The 26,637-nt window shown below is 67.2% G+C and carries 24 protein-coding genes and 1 pseudogene; 18 read left to right on the plus strand and 7 right to left on the minus strand.

The genetic code is table 11. The features are described from left to right. Positions 1 to 65: 65 nt before the first annotated feature. The 11 genes and pseudogenes from rho (at position 66) to RIB98_09605 (ending at position 12,290) form a co-directional block, all read left to right on the plus strand. Complete coding sequence (rho, locus tag RIB98_09555) at positions 66 to 1,673, plus strand: transcription termination factor Rho (protein MEQ8841216.1); 1,608 nt, start codon at positions 66 to 68, stop codon at positions 1,671 to 1,673. Between the two features lie 39 nt (positions 1,674 to 1,712). Then, positions 1,713 to 1,955 (plus strand): annotated as a pseudogene (locus tag RIB98_09560) (type B 50S ribosomal protein L31). A gap of 132 nt (positions 1,956 to 2,087) precedes the next feature. Further along, a complete protein-coding gene (locus RIB98_09565) occupies positions 2,088 to 3,077 on the plus strand; it encodes a hypothetical protein (GenBank protein MEQ8841217.1) in 990 nt (329 codons plus the stop codon). A gap of 130 nt (positions 3,078 to 3,207) precedes the next feature. Beyond that, a complete protein-coding gene (locus RIB98_09570; protein MEQ8841218.1) occupies positions 3,208 to 4,677 on the plus strand; it encodes a hypothetical protein in 1,470 nt (489 codons plus the stop codon). Between the two features lie 63 nt (positions 4,678 to 4,740). Next, entirely contained in the window at positions 4,741 to 5,904 is a 1,164-nt protein-coding gene (locus RIB98_09575) for a class I SAM-dependent methyltransferase (protein MEQ8841219.1), read from the plus strand. A 12-nt stretch (positions 5,905 to 5,916) separates the two neighbouring features. Then, positions 5,917 to 7,170: a class I SAM-dependent methyltransferase gene (locus RIB98_09580; protein ID MEQ8841220.1), complete on the plus strand. Its 1,254-nt coding sequence runs from the start codon at positions 5,917 to 5,919 to the stop codon at positions 7,168 to 7,170. 5 nt (positions 7,171 to 7,175) lie between these two features. Further along, entirely contained in the window at positions 7,176 to 7,964 is a 789-nt protein-coding gene (locus tag RIB98_09585; protein ID MEQ8841221.1) for a sugar phosphate nucleotidyltransferase, read from the plus strand. Positions 7,965 to 7,969: 5 nt separating this feature from the next. Continuing rightward, positions 7,970 to 8,611, plus strand: a complete 642-nt coding sequence (locus RIB98_09590) for a PIG-L family deacetylase (protein ID MEQ8841222.1) — start codon at positions 7,970 to 7,972, stop codon at positions 8,609 to 8,611. A gap of 63 nt (positions 8,612 to 8,674) precedes the next feature. Continuing rightward, complete coding sequence (locus RIB98_09595) at positions 8,675 to 9,715, plus strand: SDR family oxidoreductase (protein MEQ8841223.1); 1,041 nt, start codon at positions 8,675 to 8,677, stop codon at positions 9,713 to 9,715. Further along, positions 9,712 to 10,851: a class I SAM-dependent methyltransferase gene (locus tag RIB98_09600; GenBank protein MEQ8841224.1), complete on the plus strand. Its 1,140-nt coding sequence runs from the start codon at positions 9,712 to 9,714 to the stop codon at positions 10,849 to 10,851. The genes RIB98_09595 and RIB98_09600 overlap by 4 nt, the downstream gene beginning before the upstream one ends. After that, positions 10,848 to 12,290: a PKD domain-containing protein gene (locus RIB98_09605; protein ID MEQ8841225.1), complete on the plus strand. Its 1,443-nt coding sequence runs from the start codon at positions 10,848 to 10,850 to the stop codon at positions 12,288 to 12,290. The genes RIB98_09600 and RIB98_09605 overlap by 4 nt, the downstream gene beginning before the upstream one ends. Here RIB98_09605 and RIB98_09610 read toward each other — a convergent pair. The 7 genes from RIB98_09610 to RIB98_09640 are packed head-to-tail and all read right to left on the minus strand — an operon-like array spanning position 12,262 to position 18,269. After that, complete coding sequence (locus RIB98_09610) at positions 12,262 to 13,197, minus strand: glycosyltransferase (protein MEQ8841226.1); 936 nt, start codon at positions 13,195 to 13,197, stop codon at positions 12,262 to 12,264. The two genes, RIB98_09605 and RIB98_09610, sit on opposite strands and share 29 nt — an antisense overlap. After that, positions 13,185 to 14,132 carry a glycosyltransferase family A protein gene (locus tag RIB98_09615; protein MEQ8841227.1) on the minus strand — a complete coding sequence of 316 codons (948 nt, stop codon included), beginning with the start codon at positions 14,130 to 14,132 and terminating at the stop codon, positions 13,185 to 13,187. The genes RIB98_09610 and RIB98_09615 overlap by 13 nt, the downstream gene beginning before the upstream one ends. Continuing rightward, positions 14,129 to 15,592 (minus strand): lipopolysaccharide biosynthesis protein, encoded by a 1,464-nt coding sequence (locus RIB98_09620; protein MEQ8841228.1) that lies wholly within the window; start codon positions 15,590 to 15,592, stop codon positions 14,129 to 14,131. The genes RIB98_09615 and RIB98_09620 overlap by 4 nt, the downstream gene beginning before the upstream one ends. Then, entirely contained in the window at positions 15,589 to 16,755 is a 1,167-nt protein-coding gene (locus tag RIB98_09625) for a hypothetical protein (protein MEQ8841229.1), read from the minus strand. The genes RIB98_09620 and RIB98_09625 overlap by 4 nt, the downstream gene beginning before the upstream one ends. Beyond that, positions 16,752 to 17,339, minus strand: a complete 588-nt coding sequence (locus RIB98_09630) for an acyltransferase (GenBank protein MEQ8841230.1) — start codon at positions 17,337 to 17,339, stop codon at positions 16,752 to 16,754. Before RIB98_09630 ends, RIB98_09625 begins: the two co-directional genes overlap by 4 nt. Further along, positions 17,332 to 17,808 carry a glycosyltransferase gene (locus RIB98_09635; GenBank protein MEQ8841231.1) on the minus strand — a complete coding sequence of 159 codons (477 nt, stop codon included), beginning with the start codon at positions 17,806 to 17,808 and terminating at the stop codon, positions 17,332 to 17,334. Before RIB98_09635 ends, RIB98_09630 begins: the two co-directional genes overlap by 8 nt. Further along, the gene (locus tag RIB98_09640; protein ID MEQ8841232.1) at positions 17,805 to 18,269 is read right to left on the minus strand and encodes a hypothetical protein; all 465 of its coding nucleotides are present in this window, start codon (positions 18,267 to 18,269) and stop codon (positions 17,805 to 17,807) included. Before RIB98_09640 ends, RIB98_09635 begins: the two co-directional genes overlap by 4 nt. Before the next feature lie 129 nt (positions 18,270 to 18,398). Here RIB98_09640 and RIB98_09645 point away from each other — a divergent pair, with 129 nt between their 5' ends. The 7 genes from RIB98_09645 (at position 18,399) to RIB98_09675 (ending at position 26,611) form a co-directional block, all read left to right on the plus strand. Continuing rightward, positions 18,399 to 20,111: an S-layer homology domain-containing protein gene (locus tag RIB98_09645; GenBank protein ID MEQ8841233.1), complete on the plus strand. Its 1,713-nt coding sequence runs from the start codon at positions 18,399 to 18,401 to the stop codon at positions 20,109 to 20,111. 185 nt (positions 20,112 to 20,296) lie between these two features. Then, positions 20,297 to 21,328 carry a hypothetical protein gene (locus RIB98_09650; GenBank protein MEQ8841234.1) on the plus strand — a complete coding sequence of 344 codons (1,032 nt, stop codon included), beginning with the start codon at positions 20,297 to 20,299 and terminating at the stop codon, positions 21,326 to 21,328. Between the two features lie 115 nt (positions 21,329 to 21,443). Next, complete coding sequence (locus tag RIB98_09655) at positions 21,444 to 22,235, plus strand: hypothetical protein (protein MEQ8841235.1); 792 nt, start codon at positions 21,444 to 21,446, stop codon at positions 22,233 to 22,235. Between the two features lie 12 nt (positions 22,236 to 22,247). Beyond that, entirely contained in the window at positions 22,248 to 22,856 is a 609-nt protein-coding gene (locus RIB98_09660) for a hypothetical protein (protein MEQ8841236.1), read from the plus strand. Continuing rightward, positions 22,853 to 24,298, plus strand: a complete 1,446-nt coding sequence (locus RIB98_09665; protein ID MEQ8841237.1) for an O-antigen ligase family protein — start codon at positions 22,853 to 22,855, stop codon at positions 24,296 to 24,298. The genes RIB98_09660 and RIB98_09665 overlap by 4 nt, the downstream gene beginning before the upstream one ends. After that, positions 24,291 to 25,169, plus strand: a complete 879-nt coding sequence (locus RIB98_09670) for a glycosyltransferase family A protein (GenBank protein MEQ8841238.1) — start codon at positions 24,291 to 24,293, stop codon at positions 25,167 to 25,169. The genes RIB98_09665 and RIB98_09670 overlap by 8 nt, the downstream gene beginning before the upstream one ends. A gap of 233 nt (positions 25,170 to 25,402) precedes the next feature. Beyond that, complete coding sequence (locus RIB98_09675) at positions 25,403 to 26,611, plus strand: IS110 family transposase (protein MEQ8841239.1); 1,209 nt, start codon at positions 25,403 to 25,405, stop codon at positions 26,609 to 26,611. The last annotated feature ends 26 nt before the right edge of the window (positions 26,612 to 26,637 follow it).

The raw sequence follows: 26,637 nt of genomic DNA on the forward strand, positions 1-26,637 counted from the left end.
TCAACCCTGGTCCCGCTCCGTGACGCGACAGTCCCTCCAACTCTCCCAACACGAGGAGCTCGTCCGTGGAAACCGCGGAAATGCGCCGGTCCACCTTGCAACGCAAGGACCGCGAAGAACTCACGCTGATCGCCACCACGCTCGGCAAGAAGCCCGCGTCCCGTGCGAGGAAGGGTGAGATCATCGACCTGATTCTCGATCTCGCCGCCGGCGGCGACGGTAGTACGGCCACCACCGACGAGGCGGCGACGGAGAGCGAGACGACCGAGACCGGTTCGAGCGAGGCGAGCGCGGACGAGTCGGGTTCGAGCGACACCGATGCCGACACGACCGAGGGCGATACCGACAAGAACGGCGACGGTCGCGGCACCAACGGCCGTGCACGGTCCGACAAGAGTGATTCCGGCAGCAGCGGTTCCGAGCAGACCGGCAGCAGCGGTTCCGGCGGCAGTGGTGACGACACCGACGACGACGGCGAGTCCGGTGGACGCAAGCGTCGCCGTCGTGGCCGCGAGCGCGAGAACAATCGCGATCGCGAGACCCGAGAGCGTGGGGACGGTCAGAACAACGAGCAATGGGACGGCGAGCCCATCCCGGTCGCCGGCCACCTCGAGCTGCGCAACGAGGGCTACGGCTTCCTGCGCGTCGACGGCGCCCTGCCGTCGAAGGACGACGCGTACGTCCCGGTCAAGATGGTGCGCCAGTTCGGCCTCCGGAAGGGCGACCACCTGACGGGCACCTCGCGTCCCGCCAACCGCAACGAGAAGAACCCGGCGATGATCGAGATCCAATCGGTCAACGGTGGTGAACCGGCGGCCACCCTCGACCGGGGCGACTTCGACGCACTCCCGGCCGTGTACCCGACCGAGATGATCGTGTTCGCCGGTTCGCAGGAGCCGGCCGATCCCACCGCTCGGGTGATCGACCTGCTGACGCCGATCGGTCGCGGCCAGCGGGCCCTGCTCGCCGGTCCGCCCCGCAGCGGCAAGACCACGATCCTCCAGCACCTCATTCGGTCGATCGAGACGAACCATCCCGACCTCGAACTGCTCGTCCTCCTGCTCGACGAGCGTCCGGAGGACATCACCGAGATGAACCGCTGGGTGGAGAAGGGCGACGTGGTCGCCGCCGCGTTCGACCGTCCCTCGGACGAACAGGTGACCATCGCCGAGATGGTGGTCGAGCGGGCCAAGCGGCTCGTCGAGGCCGGCAAGGGCGTCGTCGTCATCGTCGACGGTGTCACCCGACTGGCCCGTGCCTATGCCCAGGAGGCCGCCGGAAACCGTTCCGGTGTCGTGGTCGATGCCACCACGGTGCATCCCGCCAAGCGGTTCTTCGGCGCCGGTCGCAAGCTCGAGGACGGCGGTTCGCTGACCATGATCGCGACCATCACGGTCGACACCGACTCGGCCACCGATGCGGCGATCTACGAAGAGCTCGCCCCCGCCGCCAATCTCGAACTGCGCCTCGATCGCGCCGCGGTGGCCCGCCGTGTGTTTCCGGCGATCGCCATCGAAGCGTCGGCCACCGTCCACGAGGAGACGCTGCGCGACGGCAAGGAACTCGACGAGATCCGGGCGCTTCGCCGTGAGCTCGCCACCGTCGGCGACGACACGTCGACCGAACCCTCCGCCGACCTCCAGGCGCTCCTTCAGAAGATCGCCGCCGAGTAGGTTGCCGCCACGGCAATCGCCCTCCAGACTGGATCCGTTATGAAGTCCGACATCCACCCCGAGTACCGCTTCGTCGTGTTCCACGACGTCTCCGCGAACAAGTCGTTCCTCACCCGTTCGACCATGTCGACGTCGGAGACGACCACGTGGGAGGACGGCAACGAGTACCCGCTCGCCAAGGTGGAGATCTCCAGCGAGAGCCACCCGTTCTTCACCGGTCAGATGAAGATCGTCGACACGGCTGGCCGGGTCGAGCGCTTCGAGAAGCGCTACGGCCGCCGCAAGGCCGCCCCCGGCGAGGCCGAGGCGCCGGTTGCCGAAGCCGAAACCGAAGCTCCGGCCCCGGAGGCCGACGCTCCCGTCGCAGAGGCCGAGACGCCGGCCGAAGCTCCCGCCACCGACGACTGAGCCATCATGGCGCTCGACGCGAGCCGTCGAGCATTGCTCGAACGAGCACGAGCCGAGGGACTCCTCCGAACGCATTTCGGGTTGGATCCTGAGGTGCTCGAGCCGACGGCGGCGCCGTTCGGCGTGATCGCTCGCGATGGCGACCAGGCATGGATCGTCTCGATGAGCGATGACCTCGCCGTTCTCGGCGGCGTCCTCGTGTGGGCCGATCGCCACCAGCCCGACCGGCTCGAACTGGTCGTCGACCACCACGGTGGAGTCCACGCTCGGCGGGCGGCGATGCTCGCCCCCGAGTGTCGGGTCTGGCAGACCGACGGCGACGCGCTCACGGTCGCCACCGCCGAGCCATTGCCGGTTCCGCTGCCCCGGCCCGACGATGCCGCCGCGCTCGAGGGGATCTTGGTCGATGCCGGACTCGAGGTCGTGTGCGAGGACGGCATTCTCCGCGGTGAACTCGCCGGGCTCGAGGTCGCCCGGATCCTCCACGGCCCCGATGGGCCCGTGCTCGAGGCCGGCGTCGGCCGTTTCGACCGCGAGGCCGGTGTGTTGCTGCGGGCGGGCCGCGACCCCGCCGAGGCGGTTCGTGAGACCGCGGACCGGGTGCGCCCCCACCGCACGCCGGGCGCCCCTTCCCACGCCGTGAACCGTCTGGCCCGCGAGCGATGGCTTCGCCATGTCGTGGTCGACGATCCCGCGGTGTTCGATCTCGACCTCCCGATGCTCGTCGAACCGATTCCGCCACGCGCCAATCTCCTCGAAGACGCCCCAGCCGCGGTGCTCGGCACCGATGGTGACCGCACCGTGTTGCTCGTCTGTTCGGTTGGGGTCGATCTGGGTCTGATCCCGGCGGTTGCCGATCTCGTGTCGGCACACCGACCGTCGCTCGTTCGTCTCGTCGTGCCGGCTCGAGACCACCTGCCCCATCTCGACCGCCTGGTCGCCCGGCTGCCGGTCGAGGCCGAGATCCGCTCCATCGCCACCCCCTGGGTCGACTGAGGGGTCGGGGGCCGATCGGCCTTCGACGTGTGGGACCTGGGTCACTTGACCCATGAGTGGTGCTAAAGGCCCACGGATTTCCTCCCGATGAGTTCGTCGTCAAACTGCAACAACGATCGGGAGTTCCATAATGACGAAGCGATGGCTCGCCGCCCTGGCCGTGCTCACACTGATGGCCACCGGCTGCAAGGGCTCCTTCGAGGACGCCGCCGATGGCATGAACACATGGACGACCGAGGCCCCGGGCGACCCCGGCGAGCAGGTCGTTGGCTCGGGGAAGGGTGACGGAGGAGTGGGCAGCAACAGCAGTGCCGTCAACTACCTGCCGTCGGTGAAGCTGATCGACACCGACGGGATGTCGCTGGTCTGGTCCACGAGCCGCAATGGCGCTCCCGCCGGCATGTTGGAGAACAACACCGGGGTCATCGACCGCCCGTTCGAGATCCGGCTCGAGGTGACCGACACGGAGATCGACCGGGTCACCTGGTACATCGACGGCGTTCTGTTCCGCGACGACGACGTGACGCCGCCCTACAACCTTCGCTACTTCGGACTGTTGCCCGTCGACGGCACGTTCGATTCGGACCAGGGGTTCGACCACAGCTGGACCTTCCGGCCCGGCGAGACCCACACCGTCAGCGCAGTAGCTCGCCGTGGTGACGTCGTCGGCTTCGTGATCAGCGAGTTCCTGATCGCCGACGACGGCACTCCCGTGCCGAAGCCGAAGCCGACGACGGTCCCGACCACGACGGCCGCACCGGGCAATTCGACCAACACGGTGACACCACCGCCCACGACGACCGCGCCGCCCACGACGACCGTCGCGCCAGCGACGACAACGACGGCACCTCCCACCACGACGGCGCCGGTTGCCGCTGATGGTCGTCCGATCGTCATGGCCGATGCCGACACGGTCCTGAACCAGCCGAACACGATCTACGACTTCAACTTCACCTCGCCCGGTGAGGTCGTGATCGAAGCGAGCAACGTCGAGGCCCGGAACATCCGGGGGTCCGGTGCTCGACGGATCGGTCTGCGCAACGGCAAGAGCATCACCGACTCGGGCTTCCGCAACTTCGAGTTCACCTTCGCCCACGTGCAGATGTCGGGGGGCGCCACCGTCACCCGGCCGTACTTCATCGACGGTGTGGATGTGAACCGGCAGCCCAACGTGGGTGATGGCGACATCATGCAGTTCTTCGCCTACGAGGGCGACATCATCGCCCCGCTCGTGGACAACGTGATCGTCCATGGCAAGCAGCGTCCGTCGGGTTCCGATGCGCACAACGACGGCATCCAGTACACCGGTATGTCCGGTGGCGAGGTCGTCGATCCGACGATTCGCAACAGCACCGTCTACGGGGCATCGTCGGCCGGCGTGCAGGCCAAGCACGTGGTCGGCCTCTTCACCTTCGAGAACAACACGCTGTCCGAGGAGTTCGAGTCCTACCACGCCGTCATCGCGAAGCCCGGCAACTCTTCGTCCAGCATCCTGTGGCGCAACAACACCCTGCTCGACGGGGCGTCGGTGGCGGCCACCGGAGGCTGGTCGGTTGCCGCCGGCAGCACCGGTGTGGGCGGAAACGTCACCATCAACTGAGGCCCCGGTGCCCGGGCATGACGGGCCCGTGACCATTGCCGGTGACCACTAGGATCACCGGCAATGGTCACCAACTGTCCCGCGTGTGGCTCGGCGGAAACCGAGTCGTTGATGTCGATCCCCGCGATGCCCGTGCATGTCGGGTTGTTGTGGACGAGTCGTGAGTCGGCCCGGGGCGCGGAGACCGCAGAAATGTCGTTGTCGCTGTGCGGGCACTGCGGTTATGTGTGGAACGCCGCCTTCGACATCGGGCGCATGTCCTATGAGCAGGACTACGACAACGCCCTGCACCACTCGCCGAAGTTCGCGGCGTGGGAGGCTGCTCTGGCCAAGGGCCTCGTCGAACGCCACGGCCTTCACGGTCGGCGCCTCGCCGAGATCGGGCCCGGCGACGGACGCTTCCTCGCCGGGCTGTGCATCGAAGGGGGCAACACCGGGATCGGCTTCGAACCCGGCCACAACCCCGATCGGGTGAGCGAGCTCGTTGCGCAGGCGGATGTGCAGATCTTCGACGAGTACGCCGATGCCGACAGCCTGCGCGGTCACGACGTCGACTTCGTGTCCTCGCGCCACGTGCTCGAGCACATCCCCGAACCGATGATGCTCATCGACACGATTCGGGGCGGGATCGTCGACGGCGGCGGGGTGTATCTCGAGGTCCCGAACTTCGCGTGGGCACTCGATCGTGGCGCCTTCGAAGACCTCATGTACGAGCATTGTGGCTATTACACGCCAGAGACACTGGCGCACCTCCTGGTGCGGGCCGGCTTCACCGACGTCCACGCCGAGCCGACGTTCGACGGGCTGTTCGCGGCGGTCGAAGCGAAGGTCACCGGCGGCGCGCCGCGCGACGAGCCGATCGATCGTGCCGTCGTCGAGAGGATCCGGACCGACGTGCACGCGCTGGCCGACCGCATCGAAGCCGTCGGCGCCGATTTCGCCGGTCGACGCGACGCCGGACAGCGTCTCGCCGCGTGGGGCGGCGGCGCCCGAGCGGTGGGCCTGATGAACCTCGTGCCGTCAGCCGATGCGGTGGAATGGGTGGTCGACATCAACCCGCGAAAGCAGGGCACCTTCGTCACCGGCACCGGTCATCCGATCGTCGCGCCCGACGTGTTGCGCGAGGTGAAGCCCGACGCGGTGCTGGTGGTGAATCCGGTCTACACCGACGAGATCGGGCGAATGCTTTCAGAACTCGGCGTTGATGCCGACCTGATCAGCATCTGAAGAGGAGTCATCTTGACGGCATCACTCACCGGCGGTCCGTGCCGCTTCTGCGCCACCGAACTCACCGAGACGTTCATCGACCTCGGGAAGTCCCCCCTATGCGAGACATTCCTCACCCAGGAGCAGCTGCTCGAGGGTGAGAACTTCTACCCGCTCCACGCATTCGTCTGCTCTGAGTGCTTCCTCGTCCAGCTCCAGGAGTTCGTCAGTCCCGACGAGATCTTCCGCGAATACGCCTACTTCTCGTCGTACTCCAACGCCTGGCTCGAGCACTGCTCGAACTATGTCGATCAGATGACCGAGCAGCTCGGTCTCGACGAGAACTCCATGGTCGTCGAACTGGCGAGCAACGACGGCTACCTGCTCCAGTACTTCATGAAGAAGCAGATCCCCGTGCTCGGCGTCGAACCCGCGATCAACGTTGCCAAGGTGGCCGAAGAGGAGCGCGGCGTTCCCACCCGCACCGAGTTCTTCGGCAAGGAGTTCGCGGCCCAACTCGCCTCCGAGGGAGTCATGGCCGACCTCGTGCTCGGCAAGAACGTCATGGCCCAGGTCCCCGATCTCAACGACTTCGTCGGCGGCATGCCGATGATCCTGGCCCCGCACGGCACCGTCACGATCGAGTTCCCCCATCTCATGCGCACGGTGGAGGAGAACCAGTTCGATCAGGTGTACCACGAGCACTTCTCGTACTTCTCGCTCGTCACCACCGAGCGGATCTTCGCCGCCCACGGCATGCGCGTCTACGACGTCGAGGAGCTGTGGACGCACGGCGGTTCGATCCGCATCTACGCCTGTCATGTCGATCACACACTGGAAGCCACCGATCGGCTGGATGAGCTGCGCGACAGGGAACTCGCACTCGGCACGGAGACGCTCGACTACTACCGTGACTTCGCGGCCCGTATCGAGAAGCTGCGCCACGATGTGCTCACGTTCCTCATCCAGGCCAAGCGGGAGGGCAAGCGGGTCGTCGGCTACGGCGCGCCGGGCAAGGGCAACACCCTGCTGAACTACATCGGCATTCGCACCGACATGATCGACTTCACCGTCGATCGCAACCCCTACAAGCACGGCCGCTACACGCCGGGCACCCACATTCCCATCCACGATCCCGAGATCCTCGAGTCCGAGAAGGCCGACTACATCTTCATCCTTCCGTGGAACCTCACCGACGAGATCACGAAGCAGCTCGCGCATCTCGAGGCCCGGGGTACGAAGTTCGTTCGTCCCGTTCCCGGGTTGACCGTGCTGGGCGAGGGCTGATCGTCATGAAGGTGGTGCTGTTCTGCGGCGGGCGGGGAATGCGCATGCGCGAGTTCTCCGAGAACATCCCGAAACCCATGGTGCCGGTCGGCCCCCGGCCGATCCTGTGGCACCTGATGCGGTACTACGCGCACTACGGCCACACCGACTTCGTGCTCTGTCTCGGCTATCGAGGTGACTACATCAAGCGCTACTTCCTCGACTACGAGGAATGGCTCTCGAACGACTTCATCCTTCGGGGCAACAGCGGGTCCGGTCGGTCCGACGTCGAGATGCTCAACACCGACCTCGACACGTGGAACATCACGTTCGTCGACACGGGTCTCGACGCCAACATCGGGCAGCGGCTCATGGCCGTGCGCGAGCATCTCGACGGTGAGGAGATGTTCCTCGCCAACTACGGCGACGGTCTCTCCGACTGTCCCATCGACGAGATGATCGCCGAGGTGGAGGCCGACCCCGGCATCGCCGCGAACTTCTTGTGCGTCCCCCCGAGCCAGAGTTTCCACGTCGTCGAGATCGACGACGACAACCGGGCCACCGACTTCGCCGAGGCCGACGCCGCCGACGTGTGGGTCAACGGCGGCTACTTCGTGTTCCGCAAGGACCTGTGGGACCACATCGAACCGGGGGAGGAGTTGGTCTACGAGCCGTTCCGCCGGCTCATGGACCAGCGCAAGCTCCTGGCCCATCGGCACGAGGGCTTCTGGATGGGCATGGACACCTTCAAGGACCGCCAGGCCCTCGACGAGATGCACCAGGCCGGCGATGCGCCGTGGGAGAAATGGGTCTGACCCCCATGCTCTCTCTCCTGCCCGCGCCCACCGACGATCCGCTGCGCGTGCTCTGTCTCGGGGCTCACGCCGACGACGTCGAGATCGGTGCAGGCGCGACGCTGCTGCGACTCCAGGCCGAGCGTCCCGTCATCGCGAAGTCGGTGATCTTCAGCGCCACCGACATCCGGAGGAGCGAACAGGCGACGGCAGCCGAGATGCTCTTCGCCGATGCGGTCGACTACTCGCTCGAGGTCCACGAGTTCCGTGAGTCGTTCTTCCCCGATCAGTGGGCGGCGATCAAGGCCGCGCTCCACGCGACCACCGCGTTCGCGCCCGATCTCGTGTTCACCCATCGACTCGACGACCGCCATCAGGATCACGCCACCATCGCCGAGATCACCTGGCACTCGTTTCGCGATCATCTGGTCCTCCAGTACGAGATCCCCAAATTCGAGGGCGACCTCGGTCGCCCCTCGACCTACGTGCCGGTCGACGACGCCACGATCGATCGCAAGGTCGAGATCATCCGCACCGCGTTCGCCAGCCAGGCCGACAAGCCGTGGTTCGATGCCGAGACCTTCCGCGGACTGGCCCGCGTACGTGGCGTCGAATGCAACCAGCGCTGGGCCGAGGCGTTCCACGCCGACAAGTTCACCCTCTTCTAGTCATCGTCCACTGTTCGTCTCCGACTCCGTCCCCCCCTTCCCCCACACCAGGAAAGAAAACCAATGCGCGTTCTCGTCACCGGCAGCGACGGCTACATCGGCTCGGTCCTCTGTCCCATGCTCGAACGAGCCGGCCACGAGGTGGTCGGCCTCGACACCGGACTCTTCCGGCACATGGATTTCCAGGCCGGGGCGGCGCCGTCGACCTCGTGGGGCGACGTGCGCGACATCGGCGGCCAGGTGTTCGAGGGCATCGACGCCGTCGTCCATCTGGCCGCGCTGTCCAATGATCCGCTCGGCAACGTCGACCCCGACCTCACCTACGGAATCAACGAGCGGGCGTCGGTTCGCATGGCCGAGATGGCGAAGGCCGCGGGTGCCCGGCGTTTCGTCTTCGCCTCGTCGTGCTCCCTCTACGGCGCCGGCGACGGCACGCTGCTCGACGAGACCGCCGCCTTCAATCCCGTGACGCCCTACGGCGAGTCCAAGGTCAAGGCCGAGTTCGCCATCTCCGAGCTCGCCGACGACGACTTCCACCCCACCTACATGCGCAACGCGACCGCCTACGGGTCCTCACCCAAGCTCCGCATGGATCTGCTGATCAACGACATCACCGCGCGAGCCGTGGTCGAGGGCCGGATCGTCTTGATGAGCGACGGCACGCCCTGGCGTCCCTTCGTCCACGTGGCCGACATCGCCCACGCCGTCGAGGCCGTTCTGTCGGTCGACGACGTTGCGCGCGTCCACGATCGCCCGTTCAACGTCGGGCGAACCGAGGAGAACTATCAGGTGATCACCGTGGCCGAGATGGTCGCCGAGGCCGTGCCGGGCGCGGAGATCTCCGTCGCCGAGGGCGGCGGGGCCGACAAGCGCGACTACAAGGTCGACTTCTCCCGTATCGCCGAGGAGCTCCCCGAGTTCCGGCCCAGGTACACGGTGAAGACCGGCATCGCCCAGATGGCCGAGGACTTCCGGGCCGCCGGCCTCGACATCGACACCCTCTTCTCCGACCGGTTCATCCGTCTGAAGCGCCTCGATGCCCATCAGTCGGCCGGGCGCCTCGACAAGACCGTGCGGTGGACTGACGGCAACGCCCCGTCGTGATCGGCACCGCCTGCCGGAGCTGTGGGCACCCCACGCTCGACGACGTCTTCGTCGCGAACGGCGTGCCGGTCGAGAATTCGCGTCTCTACGACGACCGCGCATCGGCGTTGGCCGTCGCCCGCGGGGATCTCTGCATCCAGCAGTGTCCGCACTGCGGATTCGTGCAGAACACCGCGTTCGATCCGACCCTCGTCACCTACGACGAGGACTACGAGGACGCCCAGGGGCACTCGGCGTATTTCCGGGCGTTCGCCGGCAGGGTCATCGCCGAGATGATCGACACCCACTCGCTCGAGGGCGCGCGTGCACTCGAGATCGGCTGTGGCAACGGCGACTTCCTGCGCGAGTTCTGCGCGGCGTCCGGCGGCACCGGGATCGGGCTCGATCCGGTGCTCGGCTCCCGAGCCATCCGCGACGAGCAGGTCGAGCTCCGGTCGGTGTCGTTCGGAACCGGTTCGGGTCACTTCGACGCCGATGTCGTGATCTGTCGGCACACGCTCGAGCACATCCCCGAAGTCGCCGACTTTCTCACCGTCCTGCGCAACGAGTTCCGCGACCGGGACGACACCGTCTTCTATCTCGAGGTGCCCGACTCCGGACGCATCGCCACGGAGTCGGCGTTCTGGGACGTGTACTTCGAGCACTGCTCGTACATCGACGAACCGGGATTCGTCGATCTACTGCAACGGACCGGCTTCGACGTGCGCATGTCGCGGCTCGACTACGAGGGCCAGTACCTCGTGGTCCATGCCGGACTCGGCGAGACGAGTCCGCTTCAGAACCGCACCCGGATCCCCGACTTCCAGGGCCTGGCCTCGAGTATCGATGCATGGAAGTCCTGGGCCACCTCGCTGCGGGCCGACGGACGTCGTGGTGCGGTGTGGGCGGCGAGTTCGAAGGCGGTGGCCTTCCTGTCGGCCGTGCCCGAGTTCGCGCCGGTGGTCGCCGTCGACATCAATCCGGCGAAGGCCGGACGCTTCCTCCCGGGCTCCGGGGTCGAGGTCTGCGCCCCCGCGGATCTTCACCATCACGACGTCGATACCATCCTGGTCATGAACCCGATCTACACCGAGGAGATCCGCGCCGATCTCGATCGTCTCCGGGTGACCGCCGAGCTGATCGGACTCGGCGCATGATCCGACGGGTCGCTCCTGCGCTCGTCGTTCTCGCGGTGGTCGCCGCCGCGTGCGGTAGCGAGGCCCCGCCCCGGCCCGCGCTGGCCGACGGGATCGTCGTCAACAACGAGCCGATCATCGTGATCCCCAACCAGTCCGTGGCGATCGATCTCGACGGCGACGGGGTGGAGACGGTCACGTTGAGCGCCGCAGATTCCTTCGATCCTGATCCCGGCGGCGAGATCGTGGAGTACCACTGGACCCGCGGCCTCGATGAGCTCGCCGTCACGCCTGAACTGACCGAGCAGTTCGATGTGGGCGAGCACATCGTCACGGTGTCGGTGCTCGACGACGGTGGTCTCACCGACATCAGGTCGACGGTCGTTCGAGTGCTCGAACCGTACACCGGCACCCCTGAGAGCCCAGACATCGACCTGTGGCAGGGCAGCGAGATCGGCACCGGAGAAGCGGTCGCACAGCGTTGGTTCGACGTGCTCGGAAACGTGTCGGATCCGGATGGGATCGATTCGCTCGTCTACAGCCTCAACGGTGCCGTTCCCGAGAGTCTCTCGTTCGGTCCCAACAGCCGTCGCCTGGTGCGCGAGGGCGATTTCGTGATCGACATTCTGCGATCGGATTTGCTCGAGGGTGTCAACACCGTCGAGATCCGTGCGGTCGACAAGCTCGGCGAGGCGACCATCGCGCTGGTGCAGATCGACAACGTGACACCAGAGAACCCTGCCGCTCGCGACCTGCCGCTCACCGTGGACTGGTCCGAGCAGGAATTGCAAGGGCTCGTCGAGATCGTCGACGGCAACTGGAGGATCGAAGGCGAAGAGGTGGTGATCGACGATTCGGCCGCCGGCTATGACCGCCTGCTGGCGATCGGCGATACGAGCATGGCCGACTTCGATGTGACCACCACGGTCACGCCCGTCGCCTTGCTGGAGAACGTCGGGCCCTTCTCGAACACGCCGGGGTTCGGCTACCTCCTGCGCTGGACCGGCCACAGCAACTCGACCACACCGAACTCGCAGCCGCTCCAGGGATTCCGCCCCGACGACACGGGCAACGTCGCCCCGATCGGGGGCTTCTCCTTCTACACCTTCGACGGTGCGGACGGTCGCCTCGAAATGCAGGACCAAGCGGGTGAGGTCAAGACCTTCGACGAGAGCGTTCAGGTGCGAGTAGGCAGCAGCTATCGCTTCCGTGCCCAGGTGCAGTCCTACCCCGGTGGTGCCGTCTACCGCGCCAAGCTCTGGTCGGTAGGGGCGGGAGAACCCGGATGGCAGGTGAGCTCTGTGGCCGGCCAGGGCACCACCGAGCCGCCGAGCGGCAGCCTCGTGCTCGTCGCCCACGAGATGACGGTGCGGTTCGGTGCGGTGGAGATCTCGCCGATCGCCGCCGCCGATCGTCTCACCATCGACGAAGTCAACTCGCTCCGTCTCCTCCAGAGCTGAACGGTCGGCGCCGGCTCGCCGTCGCCAACCGCCACGCGGCCCACCGGCGGGCCTCGCCCGCGACCACGAGCGGGCGGCGTCCGGTGGCGGCCCACCGGGCCAGCAGGGTGCGAGCGCGCCGGGTCTGACGGCCGTCGAGTGGCGCGTCGCCCACGGCCGTCCACAGCGCTCCCAGAAGGCGAGACTCGGGGAGAGCGGGGCCCTTGGCCGAGGGATCGAACCAGCGCTGGCGCGACTCGCTGTCGGGGTTGGCCCGCACTGACGACGAGGCATGGACGCGGCGCAGGAAGGGTGCTTGGACCGGGGCGAGTCGACCTCGGAATGCCATCTCCACGATGAGCACCTTGTCCGACCCGCCGAACGGCCGGATCAGACCCGTTTCGAGCAGGAGTGTCCGGCGCATGAGTCCGAGGATTGGATTGCAGACGTGGAGGTGGCTGTGGATCGGGTCGGCCAGGAGCTCGGCGAGGCGATCGACCGGGTCGGCGGCATCGGTCCAGATGGCGGCCACCGGTGCTCCCGCGTCCTCGCCGAGTTCGTCGATGTGGCGGGCGTTTCCGTAGCTCACGGCGACGTCGGTGTCGTGGTGGGCAGCCGCCAACTGGTCGAGAAGCCCGGGGGACCAGACGTCGTCGTGGGGGCACCAGGCGAACAGGTCGGCTTCCACGTGATCGAGAATGGTGTTGAAGTTTCCGGCCGCCCCGATGTTGACGTCGTGGTGCACGACCCGCACCGACGGCTCGCCGGCGGCCAGGCCGGCGGCGATTCGCCCGGTGCCGTCGGTGGAGGCATTGTCGGAGATGACGATCTCGTCGGGCGGGCGGGTCTGGTCGAGCAGGGACGCCACACAGGTCTCGAGGTAGCGCTCGCCGTTCCAGACGGGCACCCCGATGCTCACCGAGTCCATCGGATTCCTCCGGGGAGACGGCGCAACACCGGTGCGAACGCAGTGCGCCGATCGGCGCGCACGGCCGCGACGAGGTGGCGGGCCCCGTCGATCGGATGGCTGCGGAGGTCGTGCTTCGCCAGGGAGAGGTGGCCGCGGGCGAGCCGGACCGCCAGCGTCCGGCGCTGGGCCGTGTCGAGTGCGTCGCCTTGGCGGCGAAGGACGTCCCCGTAGAGTGCCACGGTGTGGTGCCAGTAGCGCCGCGAGCGGGTGCCCATTGCATCCATCTGGCGGTTGCCGCTCGTGTCGTCGTCGGTCATCTGGCAGCCCACGCCGGCGACCGCGCACATGGTCCCTCCGATGCCGAGCCGAAGGAAGACGTGAGTGTCGTGGCGCGAGCGGAGTTCGGGCCACAGTCCGTCGACGGCATCCCATGCCGGGCGGGCGAAAACCGATGATTGCAGCATCGTCGGCTGGCGGGGACGGATGACCCATTCGGTTGCGTCGTCGACGAGCGTCCACGGGTCGTCGGCGGTGAAGTCGGCCAACTCGTAGAGCGACGCGTCGTTGCGCTCGGCGGTGGGCCGGCTGGTGTCGGCGAAGTAGACGTTCGCCGCGCCGTCGGTGCCGGCGATTGCGTCGGCGATACGGCTGAGGTGACCGGGAAGCCAGTAGTCGTCGCTGTCGAGAAAGGCGATCCATGGCGCGGAAGTGGCGTTGACCCCTACGTTTCGCGCGATCGCCGGTCCGGAGTTCTCGATGGTCGTCACTCGTACCGTCGGTCCGTAGGCGGCGGCGACGGCCGCGGTGGCGTCGGTCGAGCCGTCGTCGACGATGACGATCTCGGTCGGCGGGCGGGTCTGGCCGAGGACGCTCTCGATCGCCCGTCCGAGTGTGGCGGCGCGGTTGTAGGCAGGAATGACGACGGCGATCTCGGGTTCGGATGTGTTGCTCATGTGGTCTCTTGCGGTTCGGCCGGGATGGTGGCGTCGGTCGGTGGAAGGCGTCTCAGCATGCGGGTCACATCGTGGCGGATCGCCGGAATCATCGCGATGAGACCGAGATAGGCGACCGATGTGACGCTGCATCGGATGATCAGGGCCAGGACGACGGGGAGGTCGTCGGTCGGGCCGGCGGCGACCCACCAGATGCCGAGCAGGGTGACGCCGGCGAGACCGATCGGGACAAGGCGCACGAGAGTGCCCCACGGCGTGACCGGAATCAGCCGGCCCACGAGCACGACGCCCAGCAGTCCGAGCGGTACCCCGAGGATCACGATCGAGGCCGCGACGCCCTCGATACCCCATTGGACGCCGACGATGAAGCCGATGGTCGATGCGACCGTCGTCACCAGCGACCACCAGAACTGGCGGCCGGGATGGCCCATCGCGACCATGGTCGCGCCGGCGTTGCCGAGCACGAGGCGCAGGATGCCGGCCACGGCGATCCACTGCGTGGCGGTGACGGCACTCGACCACTCTTCGCCGAAGGCCCATGGGATGGCGTCGTCGGCCGCGAGTGCGACGACGATCAGCGGACCGGTGACCAGGGCGGCGATGGCGCGCTGGCTCCGGTAGTAGAGGTCGGCCACGGCGGGTCGGTCGTGTTGCAGCCGCGAGAACGTGGGGAGAATGGTGCGGGCGACGGTCTGGCCGACGACCTGGAGAGGAAGCGAGAGCACCCGGTAGGAGAGCGAATAGTCGGCGAGCGGTATCGGACCCTCGACCCGCCCGACCACGACGTTGTCGCCGTTGCCGGACACGAAGTTGAGCATGTTCGTGGCGAGCAGCTTCCCCCCGAATCCGGAGAGCTCGAGGATGTCCGCTCGGCTGGTCTGCCATCGCCGCCGGCGCTCGACGAGGAGGATCCCGACGAGAGTGACGGCGTCGGTCACGATGAACTGTCCGACGATCGCCCAGTAGGACTTGGTGGTCACCGCCCATGTGATGCCGACGATCGCCCCGGCCACCGAGCCCGCGACCTCCGCGGCCGCGAGTGGCCGGAAGCGCATCTCGCGCATGAGCAGGCTCGACGGCACGATTGCGAGCGCCTTGAGCATGACGAGGACCGACAGGACGCGCAGGACGTCAGTGAGTTCGTCGGTGCGGTAGAAGTCGGCGATCAGCGGAGCGACGAACAGCGTGAGCACTGCGACCATCAGACCACTGCCGAGCGACAGCCGAGTGGCCGCACCGATGTCGCCGTCGGTGAGCTCCGGCTTCTGGACGAGCGCGGTGCCGAAACCGAACTGCACGAAGATCACGACGAACGTGACGTAGACCGTCGCCATGCCGACGATGCCGAAGTTCTCCTGACCGAGGACACCGGCGAGCACGAGAGACGTGACCACCCGGAGTCCCTGGCGGCCCCCCAACGACAGCGCGTTCCAGCCGACCGACGAACGGATACTGGTCATGCTCGAAGGGCGATGTCGAGGGCCACCCGATGACGGCCCGACCAGGACGCACGATCGATGTAGGTCATGCGGGTCGCGTCATCATCGAGGCCCCGCTCGACCGCCCGCCGAGCGGCGGCGCCGAACCCCTCGGGCCCGGGCGCGGCCAGCTGGATGGCCAGGTCGTGGCCGGCTTCGGCGGCGATGGGCGGGAGGTCGACCGTGGCGACCGGGAGACCGGCCGCCCGGTATTCGTAGAGCTTGAGTGGACTCATCGCTTCGGTCAGCGACGTGCGGGTGTGCGGGATGAGTCCGACGTCGGAATGGGCGACGATCGCCGCCAGCTCCCGACGGTCGGCTGCCACGTGCAGCTCGGCGCCGAGCCGGCGGAGACGGTCGCGGCGGGCATCGTCCCGGCATGGCCCGACGAGCAGCAGCGTTCCGGAGATCTCGGTGAGCAGCGACTCGTCCACCCGCTCGTCGACGGTGCCGACGTAGGTGTGGATCGGTCGGGGGAGCGACTCGAACCATTCGGGCGCCGGATCGGGCGATCGCCATTCATCGGGATCGATGCCGTTGGGGACTACGGCGGCCGGTCCCGTGGGCGCGATGCGCTCGAGCAGTGGCCGACTGATCGTGAGGACGCCGCGTTCGCGCGCACGCAAGCCCTCGTAGGCCGCGTCGTAGGCCGGCCACCACGGGCGCCGGGGAGGAAACGTCGACCAGTCGTCGCGTCCGTAGTACGTCACCGGCCCGGCCCATGCGAGCGGCGCGAAACCGGCGAAGAGCGGGTCGAAACTGACCACGGCGGGCCGCACGAGGCCGGCGCGGTCGGCGGCGCGGCGAATGGTGGTGTCCCGGCGCTCGACATCGCGGCGCACGTCGTCGGGCGCGATCGCCTCCTTCGGGCCGAGCCGGGTCGGCCGCAGGTGCGGCCTCGGGTCGCCGAGGCCGGGAGGCCAGGGACTGGACCCGCGGCGCCACCGGGCGGGAAGCCAGCGGGGAGCGTCGACGACCAGAACCCTGCCCACGCGCGGACTGTGCACGAGCGTTTGCAACATCCGCTCGGGCGGACGGGCGAGGCCACGAGCCGCTGCATCGGCGAGAGTCTCGGTGGAGAAGGTGAACACCACATCGGTCCGGGTGGTCGACCCGGACGGCGGTGGCGACGCGCGGTCGGTCATGCGTCGTCGATGGTGCGCACGACGCGGGCGGGGGCCCCGACGGCGATCGCTCGATCCGGGATGACGCCGCGCACGACCGAGTTGGCGCCGACGATGCTCTGTCGACCGACATCGGCTCCGGGCAGGAGAACGACGTTCTGGCCGAGCCATGCGCCCGCGCCGATTCGTACGGGTGCGATCGAGTCGATGCCCTGCTCGTGGATCGCCTTGTCGCCATCGGCGAACGCATGGCCGTGGTCGGCCACGTAGACGTTGCGGGCGAGAAGCGCGCCCTTCTCGATTCGGATCTCGGTCGCGCCGGAGATGACGCACATGCCCGACATTCGAACGTCGTCAGCGATGTCGATCACGACCTCGGACCGCTTCCCGGTGGACGACGGGTCGTCGATCACCTGGAGCCAGGAACTCGCACCGATGTACACGCCCGAGCCGATCCGGATGTGCTCGACGCCGCTCAGCCGGACCGGATGCGCGAGCACGCTGTGTGCTCCGAAGGACTCGAAGGCACCGCGTACCATCAGCGACGCGACCTTGTCCCGCACGCGGCCGTAGCCGCGATAGGCGCGATAGCCGACGCTAACCATCGATGAACTCCCGTATCGCGGCGATCAGCCGGGGGGAGGTCTGCGGTGAAGTGGGAGTGCCGGCTCGCAGTTCGGCTCGGTCATCGAGAAGTCGATGCAGCGCGGCGGCATCGTCGGCGACCCAGATCCCGTCTCGTTCACCGAAGCGGCGGGCCGTGTCGATCTGGTGGTTGTTGCGGGTCTCGCGTTGGTCGCCGTCGCGGGGAAAGATCACGAGCGGTGCGCCCAGCTCGAGACAGGTGATGATGGTGCCCATGCCGGCGTGGGCCACCGTGAGCTCCGCATCACGGATGCGGTCACGAAGGGTCTCGGGATCGAGCAGGGCGATGTGGGGGACCGACGCCGGCGGCGGGTCCTGGTCGCCGATCTGCACCAGCATCTCGACGGCGGGGTTGGCGCGTGCCCAGTCGTCGAGCGCGGAGACCAGCCGGGGGAACGGCATCTGCGCGCCGACCGTTGCGAGGATCATGCGACCGAGCCCTCGTAGGCAGGTCCGTCGGGGGTGGCGAGATGCTCCCACTGGGTGAGCCAGAGACCGGCGACCTTTCCGGCCCTGCGACCGGACAACGAGATCTCCTCACAGTTCGCGATGGAGTCGATCCAGATCCCGCGGGCGCGGACGAGACGTCCGAGCTGCAGGGCGATGACGCCCGGCGCGGCACCGGTGGAGATGATGACGTCGGGACGGTGGCGAACGATGATCCACGACAGCTGGAGCCCGAGCTTTACGAGTTTGTGACGATTCCAGCGCGTGGCGTCCTCGACCACGATGAGGCGATCGTCGTCGGCGAGATCGGCACGATACTCGGGACGGACGGTGACAAAGGTGACGTCGTGGCCTTCGAAGGCATCCCTCAGGCGCAACAGTTGCACCCAGTGGCCGCCACCGGATGCCACGGCCAGCACCCGTCGCCGCGATTGTTCACTCACCTGACACCCTTCCTGGGTTTCGACCTGTTACATTACACTTGCGTTACGGAGAGTCATGTTCGATGGGTGGTCACCCGATCGGCACTTCTCCTTCGGCACGTTCATCGCCCAGCAAAGGAAAGTGCTCCTGTGCAACACAAGGCTCTCACGATTCTGGCCGTACTCGCCTCCCTCGCCGTCACGCTCGTCCTGTCGACGCCTCCCGCGTCGGCTGCGTCGACATGGTACGTGAGTGCGTCCGGCTCGGGGAGCGACTGCTCCTCGGCCAAGCCGTGCGGCTCCTTCGAAGCCGCGCTCGGCAAAGCCCGCCCGGGTGACACCGTTCTCGTCCGCGCCGGTTCCTACCCCCTGCAGACGATCGATCGCAGTGTCAGCTGGGGCGCGTCTGCGTCCAACATCACGTTCCGCCCGACCGGTGGCAAGGTGACCGTGGGCGGAATCCGCAGCCACGTCCCCTCCCTCACCTTCCGAGGCTTCAACAACTCCGGCGTGATGTACTTCCACGCCGGAGCCGACGGCAATCAGGCAGTGGGCAACATCATCGAGCAGGCCTACGTCACGAGCGCCAACGGCACGGTGTGGCGAGGCAACATCATCGATCCCAGTACCGACGGGCCCGATGCGATGCAGGTCAAGGGCGTCGCCGGCGACAACCCTCAGGGCGTCACGATCGTGGGCAACATCTTCGGCCCGCAATACCTTTCGGGTGACTCCCACACCGATTGCCTTCAGATCATGGGCGGCGACGACGTCTACGTTGCCGGTAACACCTTCTTCCCGTGTGCCGACAAGGCGATGCAGATCCGTAGCGCGGCCGGTGGCACGGTCGGCAGCGTGACCATCGAGGGCAACTTCATCAGTGAGTGCGCCCCGCGGCGTACACTCTGCAACGGCTATCACGCAGTGATCGTGGCGGCCGAGGGCAACGACATCCGGTTCATCCACAACTCGGTCAACGGGTCGATGGCCTTTTCCGAGAGCGGCTCGAAGAGCGGTGGCGCTGGCAATGTCCAGTTCTACGGCAACATCGCCGACAGCCTTCCGTGCACCTCGCAGACCGACTACAACCTCGTCGCCAGCGGGCGTTGCGGTTCGCATGATCAGATCGGCACGCCGACGTGGGTCAATCCGGCCGAACTGGTCCAGGACCTCCACCTGGTCGCGGGAAGTCGCGGCATCGGCGCCGGCAGTCCCTACGCCCCCGACGTCGACATCGACGGACAGACCAACTGTGGTGGCGGCGACCTCGGCGCCGACCAGACCTGCGGCACGGCCGCGGCGGGCGGCAGCAACCCGTCGCCGTCCACGCCGGCGCCGTCCAGCGAACTCGCAGCCGCGGTGGCCTGGCTGCACGAGGTGGACGTCACCACCGAGGGCCCGAGCGCCCAGGCGTTCGGTTACCTCGACACGACCACTCGCGCCCATGCGACCACGTTCCTGTTCCGGGCGTTCGGCGAGCCCAGCGCCCGCGGCGACCGCCTCGCCGATGTGCCCGGCGCGTCCTGGTACACCGATGCGGTGCAGTGGGGCGTGGCCGAGGAGATCCTCACCGGCTATCCCAACGGCACGTTCCGCCCGAGCTGGGCGATCTCCCGTGGTGACTTCGCGCTCGTCCTTTGGCGAGCCGCCGGTTCGCCGTCGTCGTCCACCGGGAGCCTGTCCGACGTCTCGGCGGGGGCCTACTACGCCGACGCGATCGCCTGGGCACAGTCGGCCGACGTCATGAACGGCTTCAACGACGGTACATTCCGACCGAATGACCCGATCACCCGTGGCCACGCCGCCCTGATGCTGTGCCGCTTCTCCAACGAGGTGAATCTGTCGGTGGGGCGCTGCGGCTGAGGGCGCTGCTGTTCGCGTGCGTGCTCGTCCTCGCCGCGTGTGGCGGCGGGGACGACACGAGCGAGCCGAGCGACAGCGACACGGACACGAGCCTGACGGCTACGGGCCCGACGGGAGCAGAATCGTCATCCGACGTCCCGCCCTCGAGCGGCCCTGGTTCAACCACCAGCGCCGATCCGGAGTCGGTGAGAGGCGCCGACACGATCGCCACCCCGATGTGGTGGTTCGACGATCTCTGCCAGGCGACCGATGAGTGCGTGCCGCCACTGCCGGCCGACGTTCCCGCCGCGACGTTCGATCTCGACGACGGTCACACCGACTTCCTCGAGGTCGATCAGGAGGGCGCGGTGCTCATCGGCCGAGACGGTGTCTCGATCGGCCTTCTGGAGGTCGCCGCCGCCGATGTGTCGATCATCGGGCTCGACGTCGACACGACCGTCGTTCATCCGACCGGTAACGGGACGTACTTCGAGGCGAACCGGATGGGTCAACTGTTCGTCAACGGCGCCGACGACGTCATCGTCCGGGGGAACCTGATCCGGCCCTACGAGGACGGTCCCGACGCGATCCAGATCAAGACCTTCGACGAGGACCAGCCCGTGCGGTTGTTGGTGGAGGCGAACGTGATCGGGCCTCAACCCACCGACGGTGAGGCCCACACCGACTGTGTCCAGATCCTCGGCGGCGACGATCTGCGTTTCTCGCGCAACGTCATCCTGCCCTGCGGCGACAAAGCATTCCAGATTCGCTCCGGTGCCGGCGGCACGGTCGGATCAGTGCTCATCGAATCGACCGTGATGTTCGAGTGCCCGGGCGACATGGACGGTTGCGACGGAATCCACGCAATCGTGTGGGCCTCGACCCCCGAGATCCACCTCGAGCTCCGGCACAACACGATTCGGGGGTCGGTGGGCCTGTCGAGCAGCGGCTCCACCATCGATCCGGGCGCGAACTTCGAGGCGGTCGGCAACATTGCCTCGTCGCTGCCGTGCACCGACGGCGTGAGGGACAATCTGACCGTCACCGAGGCAGCCTGCGAGGGCCGCGGGATCAGCGCCGAGTTCCCCCGGTTCCTCGACGACTCCTGGATGGTCGGCGATCTTCGTCCGGTCGACGGCGAGGATCTTCCCGTCTCGGCCGAACCGTTCGGTCCGGCGCTCGATGGCGCCGATTCGTGTGCGGCGCCCGGTTACGGGGCCTTCACCGGTTGCCCCTGAACGACGCCGCCCAGTCGGTCGGGGCTGCGCTCCTTGTCGGCCAAACGGTTGGTATCGTTCCGGCTTGGCCGATCAGTACCTGTGGCGATAGCACGACGCGTCACCAGGAGTATTCGTGGAAATCAGGACGATTGTTCTCATCCTCTTGCGGCGCTGGTACGTCGCCGTCCCGATTGCGGTGCTCGCGCTCTGGTTCGCGGCGGGGAGCGGCGGCCAACCCACCTACTCGGTCGAGGCCAGCTTTCTGCTGGTGACCAACCCGTCGACCACCACCGAGGACGCCGCCGCGTCCAACCCGATCATCGAAACCCCGTCGGCGGTGAACTCCGTGGCCAACGTGGCCGTGGTCGTGATGCAGACCGAGGCCCGGCGGACGGCGGTGGCGGAGGCGGGCTTCAGTCCGAGTTACGGCTTCTCGGTGGCTCGAGACGACCCCTTCGTCAACCTCGAACTGACCGACGACGATCCCGAACTGGCGATCGAGACCGCCGCCGCACTGACCAGGCTGTTCGTCGAGGAGATGGACACCCAGCAGACCCGCTTCGGTGCCGATGCCACGGCGCTGGTGCGGGCCGAACTCCTCGAGATCTCCGAACCCACAGCGGACTACTCGGGGGTGCGCACGTCGCAGCTGACCGTGGCGGTCGCCGGTCTGTTGTTCGCGTTCGTCGCCGCGTTCGCGGTCGAGGGCATCGTCTACTTCTTCAGCGATCGACGCATCGAGTTCCGTGAACTCCATCAGTACGAGGGACAGGCCGCGCAGTTCGGTACCGGTGGCGAGAGCGCGGCCGAGTTCCGTCCCGACGTCGGGCCCGTGCCGATCGACGAGCCTCCGGAGCAGGCCGCGATCGAGGAGGGCTCCAACCGGTGGGTTCGAGCCCGCCGCGACCGGCCGGCGGAGAACTAGGGCGCAGTCGCCATGACCTTCCTGGAGATGGCGTGGATCATCCTGCGGAAGTGGTGGGTCTTCTTTCCGATCCTCATCCTCGGTCTCCTCGGCGCGCGTGCGCTGAACGACACCGGCGCCGAGTACATCGCGGTGGGCCGGATCACCGTGGTGTCGCCCCGCACCGACAACACGCTGCTCACCAGCACTCGCACCCACTACCGGGGCCCGGCGATCGTCGCCGCCGTGGAGATGCTCGGCGCCGAGTACCGCAACACACTCCGCGACGCGGGGCTGCCCGACGACTTCGAGTTCAACTACCGCGACGAGTACCCGATCGTCATCGTCGTCCTGCGCGGACCCACCCACGCCGGCGTGACCGAGGCGATCGAGGTAGTGGCCGACGACTATGTCGATCGGCTGGACCAGATCCAGGCCGATCGCGACATCGTGGGCGCGGCCCGGCTGGGCGGCGAGGTGACATCGGTCAACCCGCCCAGCCGCCGCCCGCCCGGGTCCAAGAAGGCGCTCCTCGGCCTGGTGGCCGCGGTGACCGCGCTGGCGGCCGGCGCCGCCTACGGGGTCGACCAGTTCGTTCTGCCCGCACGACGTGCGACGTCGATTCCGGAGCTCGAACGATGACGGCACAGCTCGAGTCGCCCCAGGTCACCGCGCCGCCGCGCCGGTGGTGGCACTTCGACGTGCTCACGATCGTCACGATCTGGATGGGATTGCTCTTCTTGATCCCGCAGCAATGGGTGCTGCCGGGCGCGGGCTCGATCGCCCGGCCGTCCATCGTCGTCGGGCTGGGGGCGTGCCTGCTCTATACCGTTTCTCGCTTCGTGCCGGCGATGGTGCCGCGAGGTCGCAACCCGGTCGCCGTCGGCCTGTGGTCCTACGGCGTCGTGGTCTTCATGTCCCACATGTTGAGTTTCAACCGAGATCTCGAGAACCACGAGGTGACCGCGGGTCAACGCGAGGTGGTGATGACGGCCTCGATGATCGGCATCGCGCTGCTGATCAGCGCGTCGATCGAGAACCGCGAGGACCTCGAGAAGATCCTGCGGCGGATGGTCTTCTTCGGTGCGGTCGTCGCCACCACGGCGCTGCTCCAATTCTATTTCGCCTGGGATCTGGTTGCCGAGATTCGATTCCCGGGACTGAACCTGAGCGGCGGCGAACTCGCCCGTTCGCGGGCCCGGTCGGGTTTCGACCGCGCCACGGGCACCACTGCGCACGCAATCGAACTGGGGATCCTCATGGCGATGATCCTGCCGGTGGCCCTCCACTACGCGCTCCACGAGCCCAACCGGAAACGTGCTCGCTTCTACTGGGCTGCCGTGTTCCTGATCGGTGCGACGTTGCCCGCCACCGTCTCGAGGTCGGCGATTCTCGCCATCTTCATCTCGCTCGGGATCCTCGTCTCCGTGTGGAGTCGGCGGCAGCTGATCCACGGTGCGGTGGTCGGGTTCGTCGGCCTGTGCGTCATCTATGTCTCCTCACCCACGCTGCTCGGGTCGGTGCTCTCGCTGTTTCGTGGTCTCGACGAGGACACCTCGATCACTGCGCGCACCGACGACTACGAGATCGCCTTCGACTACATCGCCGAGCGCCCGTTCTTCGGCCGCGGTGCCGGCACGTGGGGTTCCGACACGTACCTGCTGCTCGACAACCAGATGCTGTTGTCGCTGCTCGAGATCGGCTGGATCGGCGTGCTCGTGTTGTCGTTCATGTTCCTGCTCGGGGTGGTCGTGGCCCGCAACATCCGCAACCTCGCCCGGGACGACACGACGAAGCATCTCGGCCAGGTGCTGTTCGGCTCGATCCTCGCCGGATTCGTGTCGAACTTCTTCGTGAACGGGCTCTACTATCAGATCTATGTCGGGACCTCGTTCGTGCTCATCGGGGCCGCGGGTGCGCTTCACCGGATGATGAACGTCCAGATGCCGGCCCCCGAGGTCGAGGCGCTCGCCCAACAGCGCGGCCTGCTCAGCCGACGGCACCGGATCAAGGGGAAGCCACGTTGGTGGACGGTTGCCGTGGCCGACGATGTTCGCGATGTCTTCAAGGATCGACGTGTCTGAAACTGTTCCGCCGACGTATGTCGTCGTCTCACCCGCCCGCGACGAAGCGGAGTACCTGCCCTACACGCTCGAGAGCATGGCCGCGCAGACGTGGCGGCCCGCGAAGTGGGTCATCGTCAACGACGGTTCCACCGACGGCACCGGTGAGCTCGCCCGGTCGTTCGCCGCCGATCACGACTGGATCGAGGTCATCGATCGTCGGGACCGGGGCAGTCGACGCCCGGGTGGGGGAGTGGTCGAGGCCTTCCTCGAAGGCTTCTCGTTGGTGGAGGGCATCGACTGGGATTTTGCAGTCAAGCTCGACAGCGACCTCGATCTGCCGGCCGACTATTTTCAGCAATGCCTCCAACGAATGGGCGACGAGCCCGAGATCGGCATCGCGGGCGGCATGATCAAGAACGACATCGGCGGAAAACTCGTACTCGAGGAGCACCCGATGTTCCATGTGCGCGGGGCGACGAAGATCTACCGACGAGACTGCTGGAACGCGATCGACGGCATCCACGCGGTCAAGGGGTGGGACACACTCGACGAGCTCAAGGCCACACTCAAGGGCTTCACGACTCGCAGCTTCCGCGACGTCATCTTGATCCAGCGCCGCTTCACCGGTGACGGCCAAGGGCAGTGGCCGAACTGGCAGAAGAACGGCGAAGCGGCCTACGTGTGCGGGTATCACCCGGCCTTCGTCCTCGCGAAGGCGGTGCGTCGTTGCTTCATCCGCCCGTGGGCGGTAGCCGGTGCCGGCCTGCTCGTCGGCTACGCGAGAGCCGTCATCACCCGTCGCGAGCAGGTCGACGACCCCGAGTTGTTGGCCTTCGTGCGCGAGCAGCAGTGGCGCCGCCTCACGGGCCGTTCGAGCGCCTGGCGCTAATGGGGGTCGACCAGTAGCTGCTTGTCAGCGAGTCTGGTCTCGAGCCGCTGGCCGGTCAGCACTGAGTGACGCGGGGTTCTCGAACCCTAGGCCTAGATCGTGCGCCGGCTGGTTGGTGAGGTTGATCGTGATGGCTGGTGGGATGGCGTGCTTCGAGCACTGAACCATTAGCGGGCTGCTGGTCGCCTCGGGCTCGTGTCGAGAGTCGATCAGGAGGAAGCGTGTTGGGGAAAGTGTTCGTTGGTCACGATTGGGCCGAGGCCCATCACGACATTCATATCGAGGACGGCGAGGGGCGGCGTTTGGAGCGGGCCCGGCTTGCTGAGGGGGTCGAGGGGGTGGCCCGGTTTCATGAGCTCGTGTCCGGCCATGTCGATGATCCGGCCGAGGTGATCGTTGCGACCGAGACCGACCGCGGCTTGTTTGTCGCGGCGCTGGTCGCCGCGGGTTACACGGTGTTGGCGGTCAACCCGATGTCGACGTCGCGTTATCGCGAACGGCACACGACGTCGGGGGCCAAGTCCGACCCCGGTGATGCGAAGGTGCTGGCCGAGCTGGCCCGCACCGACGCTCACAATCATCGCCCCATCGCCGGTGACAGCGAACTGGCCGAGGCCATCAAGGTCCTGGCCCGGGCTCATCAGTCGCTGATCTGGACCCGGCAACGCCAGACCAACCAGCTGCGCTCGACGTTGCGCGAGTTCTATCCCGGCGCTCTTGATGCCTTCGACGCGCTGGCGGAGGGGGACGCGTTGGCGGTGCTCGCGGCGGCCCCAACCCCGACACGAGGCCGGCAACTGTCGCGCTCGAAGATCGCCTCCGCGCTCAAGCGGGGAGGCCGTCAGCGCCGCATCGAGGACCGAGCCATCGAGATCCAGACGGCGCTACGAGTTCCTCAGCTCGAAGCACCCGCGATGATCGCTGACGCGATGGGCACCACCGTCACCGCCCTCGTCGCGGTGATCGCCGAACTCAACGAACAGATCGCCCGGCTCGAGACCGAACTGGCCGACCATTTTGATCAGCACCCGGACACCAAGATCATCCGCTCCCTGCCAGGACTGGGGATGACGCTCGGCGCCCGGGTGCTCGCAGAGTTCGGAGATGACCCGAACCGCTACGCCGATGCCAAGTCTCGCAAGAACTACGCCGGCACGTCACCCATCACCAAAGCCTCCGGCACCCGCAGAGTCGTCTTGGCCCGCTACGCCCGCAACCGGCGCCTCGCCGACGCCTGCTACCTGTGGGCCTTCGCCGCGCTCACCGCCAGCCCCGGCGCCCGCGCCTTCTACGACCACCGCCGAGAACACGGCGACACCCATCACCGCGCCCTACGCGCCCTCGCCAACCGTCTCGTCGGCATCCTCCACGGCTGCCTCAAACACCAAACCCACTACGACGAACACACCGCCTGGGCACACCGCCACGAACTCGCCGCTTGACACCTACGACCCGTGGGATGTCTAGG

The organism is Acidimicrobiales bacterium (assembly GCA_040219515.1).
Taxonomy (GTDB): Bacteria; Actinomycetota; Acidimicrobiia; order Acidimicrobiales; family Aldehydirespiratoraceae; genus JAJRXC01.

Bases quoted from the DNA above. Each gene is read 5' to 3' on its own strand.
- RIB98_09590 (MEQ8841222.1), top strand. From the start codon at position 7,970: ATGCTCTCTCTCCTGCCCGCGCCCACCGACGATCCGCTGCGCGTGCTC.
- RIB98_09625 (MEQ8841229.1), bottom strand. From the start codon at position 16,755: ATGACCGACCGCGCGTCGCCACCGCCGTCCGGGTCGACCACCCGGACC.
- RIB98_09575 (MEQ8841219.1), top strand. From the start codon at position 4,741: ATGGTCACCAACTGTCCCGCGTGTGGCTCGGCGGAAACCGAGTCGTTG.
- RIB98_09565 (MEQ8841217.1), top strand. From the start codon at position 2,088: ATGGCGCTCGACGCGAGCCGTCGAGCATTGCTCGAACGAGCACGAGCC.
- RIB98_09585 (MEQ8841221.1), top strand. From the start codon at position 7,176: ATGAAGGTGGTGCTGTTCTGCGGCGGGCGGGGAATGCGCATGCGCGAG.
- RIB98_09610 (MEQ8841226.1), bottom strand. From the start codon at position 13,197: ATGGACTCGGTGAGCATCGGGGTGCCCGTCTGGAACGGCGAGCGCTAC.
- RIB98_09660 (MEQ8841236.1), top strand. From the start codon at position 22,248: ATGACCTTCCTGGAGATGGCGTGGATCATCCTGCGGAAGTGGTGGGTC.
- RIB98_09615 (MEQ8841227.1), bottom strand. From the start codon at position 14,132: ATGAGCAACACATCCGAACCCGAGATCGCCGTCGTCATTCCTGCCTAC.
- RIB98_09595 (MEQ8841223.1), top strand. From the start codon at position 8,675: ATGCGCGTTCTCGTCACCGGCAGCGACGGCTACATCGGCTCGGTCCTC.
- RIB98_09570 (MEQ8841218.1), top strand. From the start codon at position 3,208: ATGACGAAGCGATGGCTCGCCGCCCTGGCCGTGCTCACACTGATGGCC.
- RIB98_09620 (MEQ8841228.1), bottom strand. From the start codon at position 15,592: ATGACCAGTATCCGTTCGTCGGTCGGCTGGAACGCGCTGTCGTTGGGG.
- RIB98_09635 (MEQ8841231.1), bottom strand. From the start codon at position 17,808: ATGATCCTCGCAACGGTCGGCGCGCAGATGCCGTTCCCCCGGCTGGTC.
- RIB98_09665 (MEQ8841237.1), top strand. From the start codon at position 22,853: ATGACGGCACAGCTCGAGTCGCCCCAGGTCACCGCGCCGCCGCGCCGG.
- RIB98_09630 (MEQ8841230.1), bottom strand. From the start codon at position 17,339: ATGGTTAGCGTCGGCTATCGCGCCTATCGCGGCTACGGCCGCGTGCGG.
- RIB98_09605 (MEQ8841225.1), top strand. From the start codon at position 10,848: ATGATCCGACGGGTCGCTCCTGCGCTCGTCGTTCTCGCGGTGGTCGCC.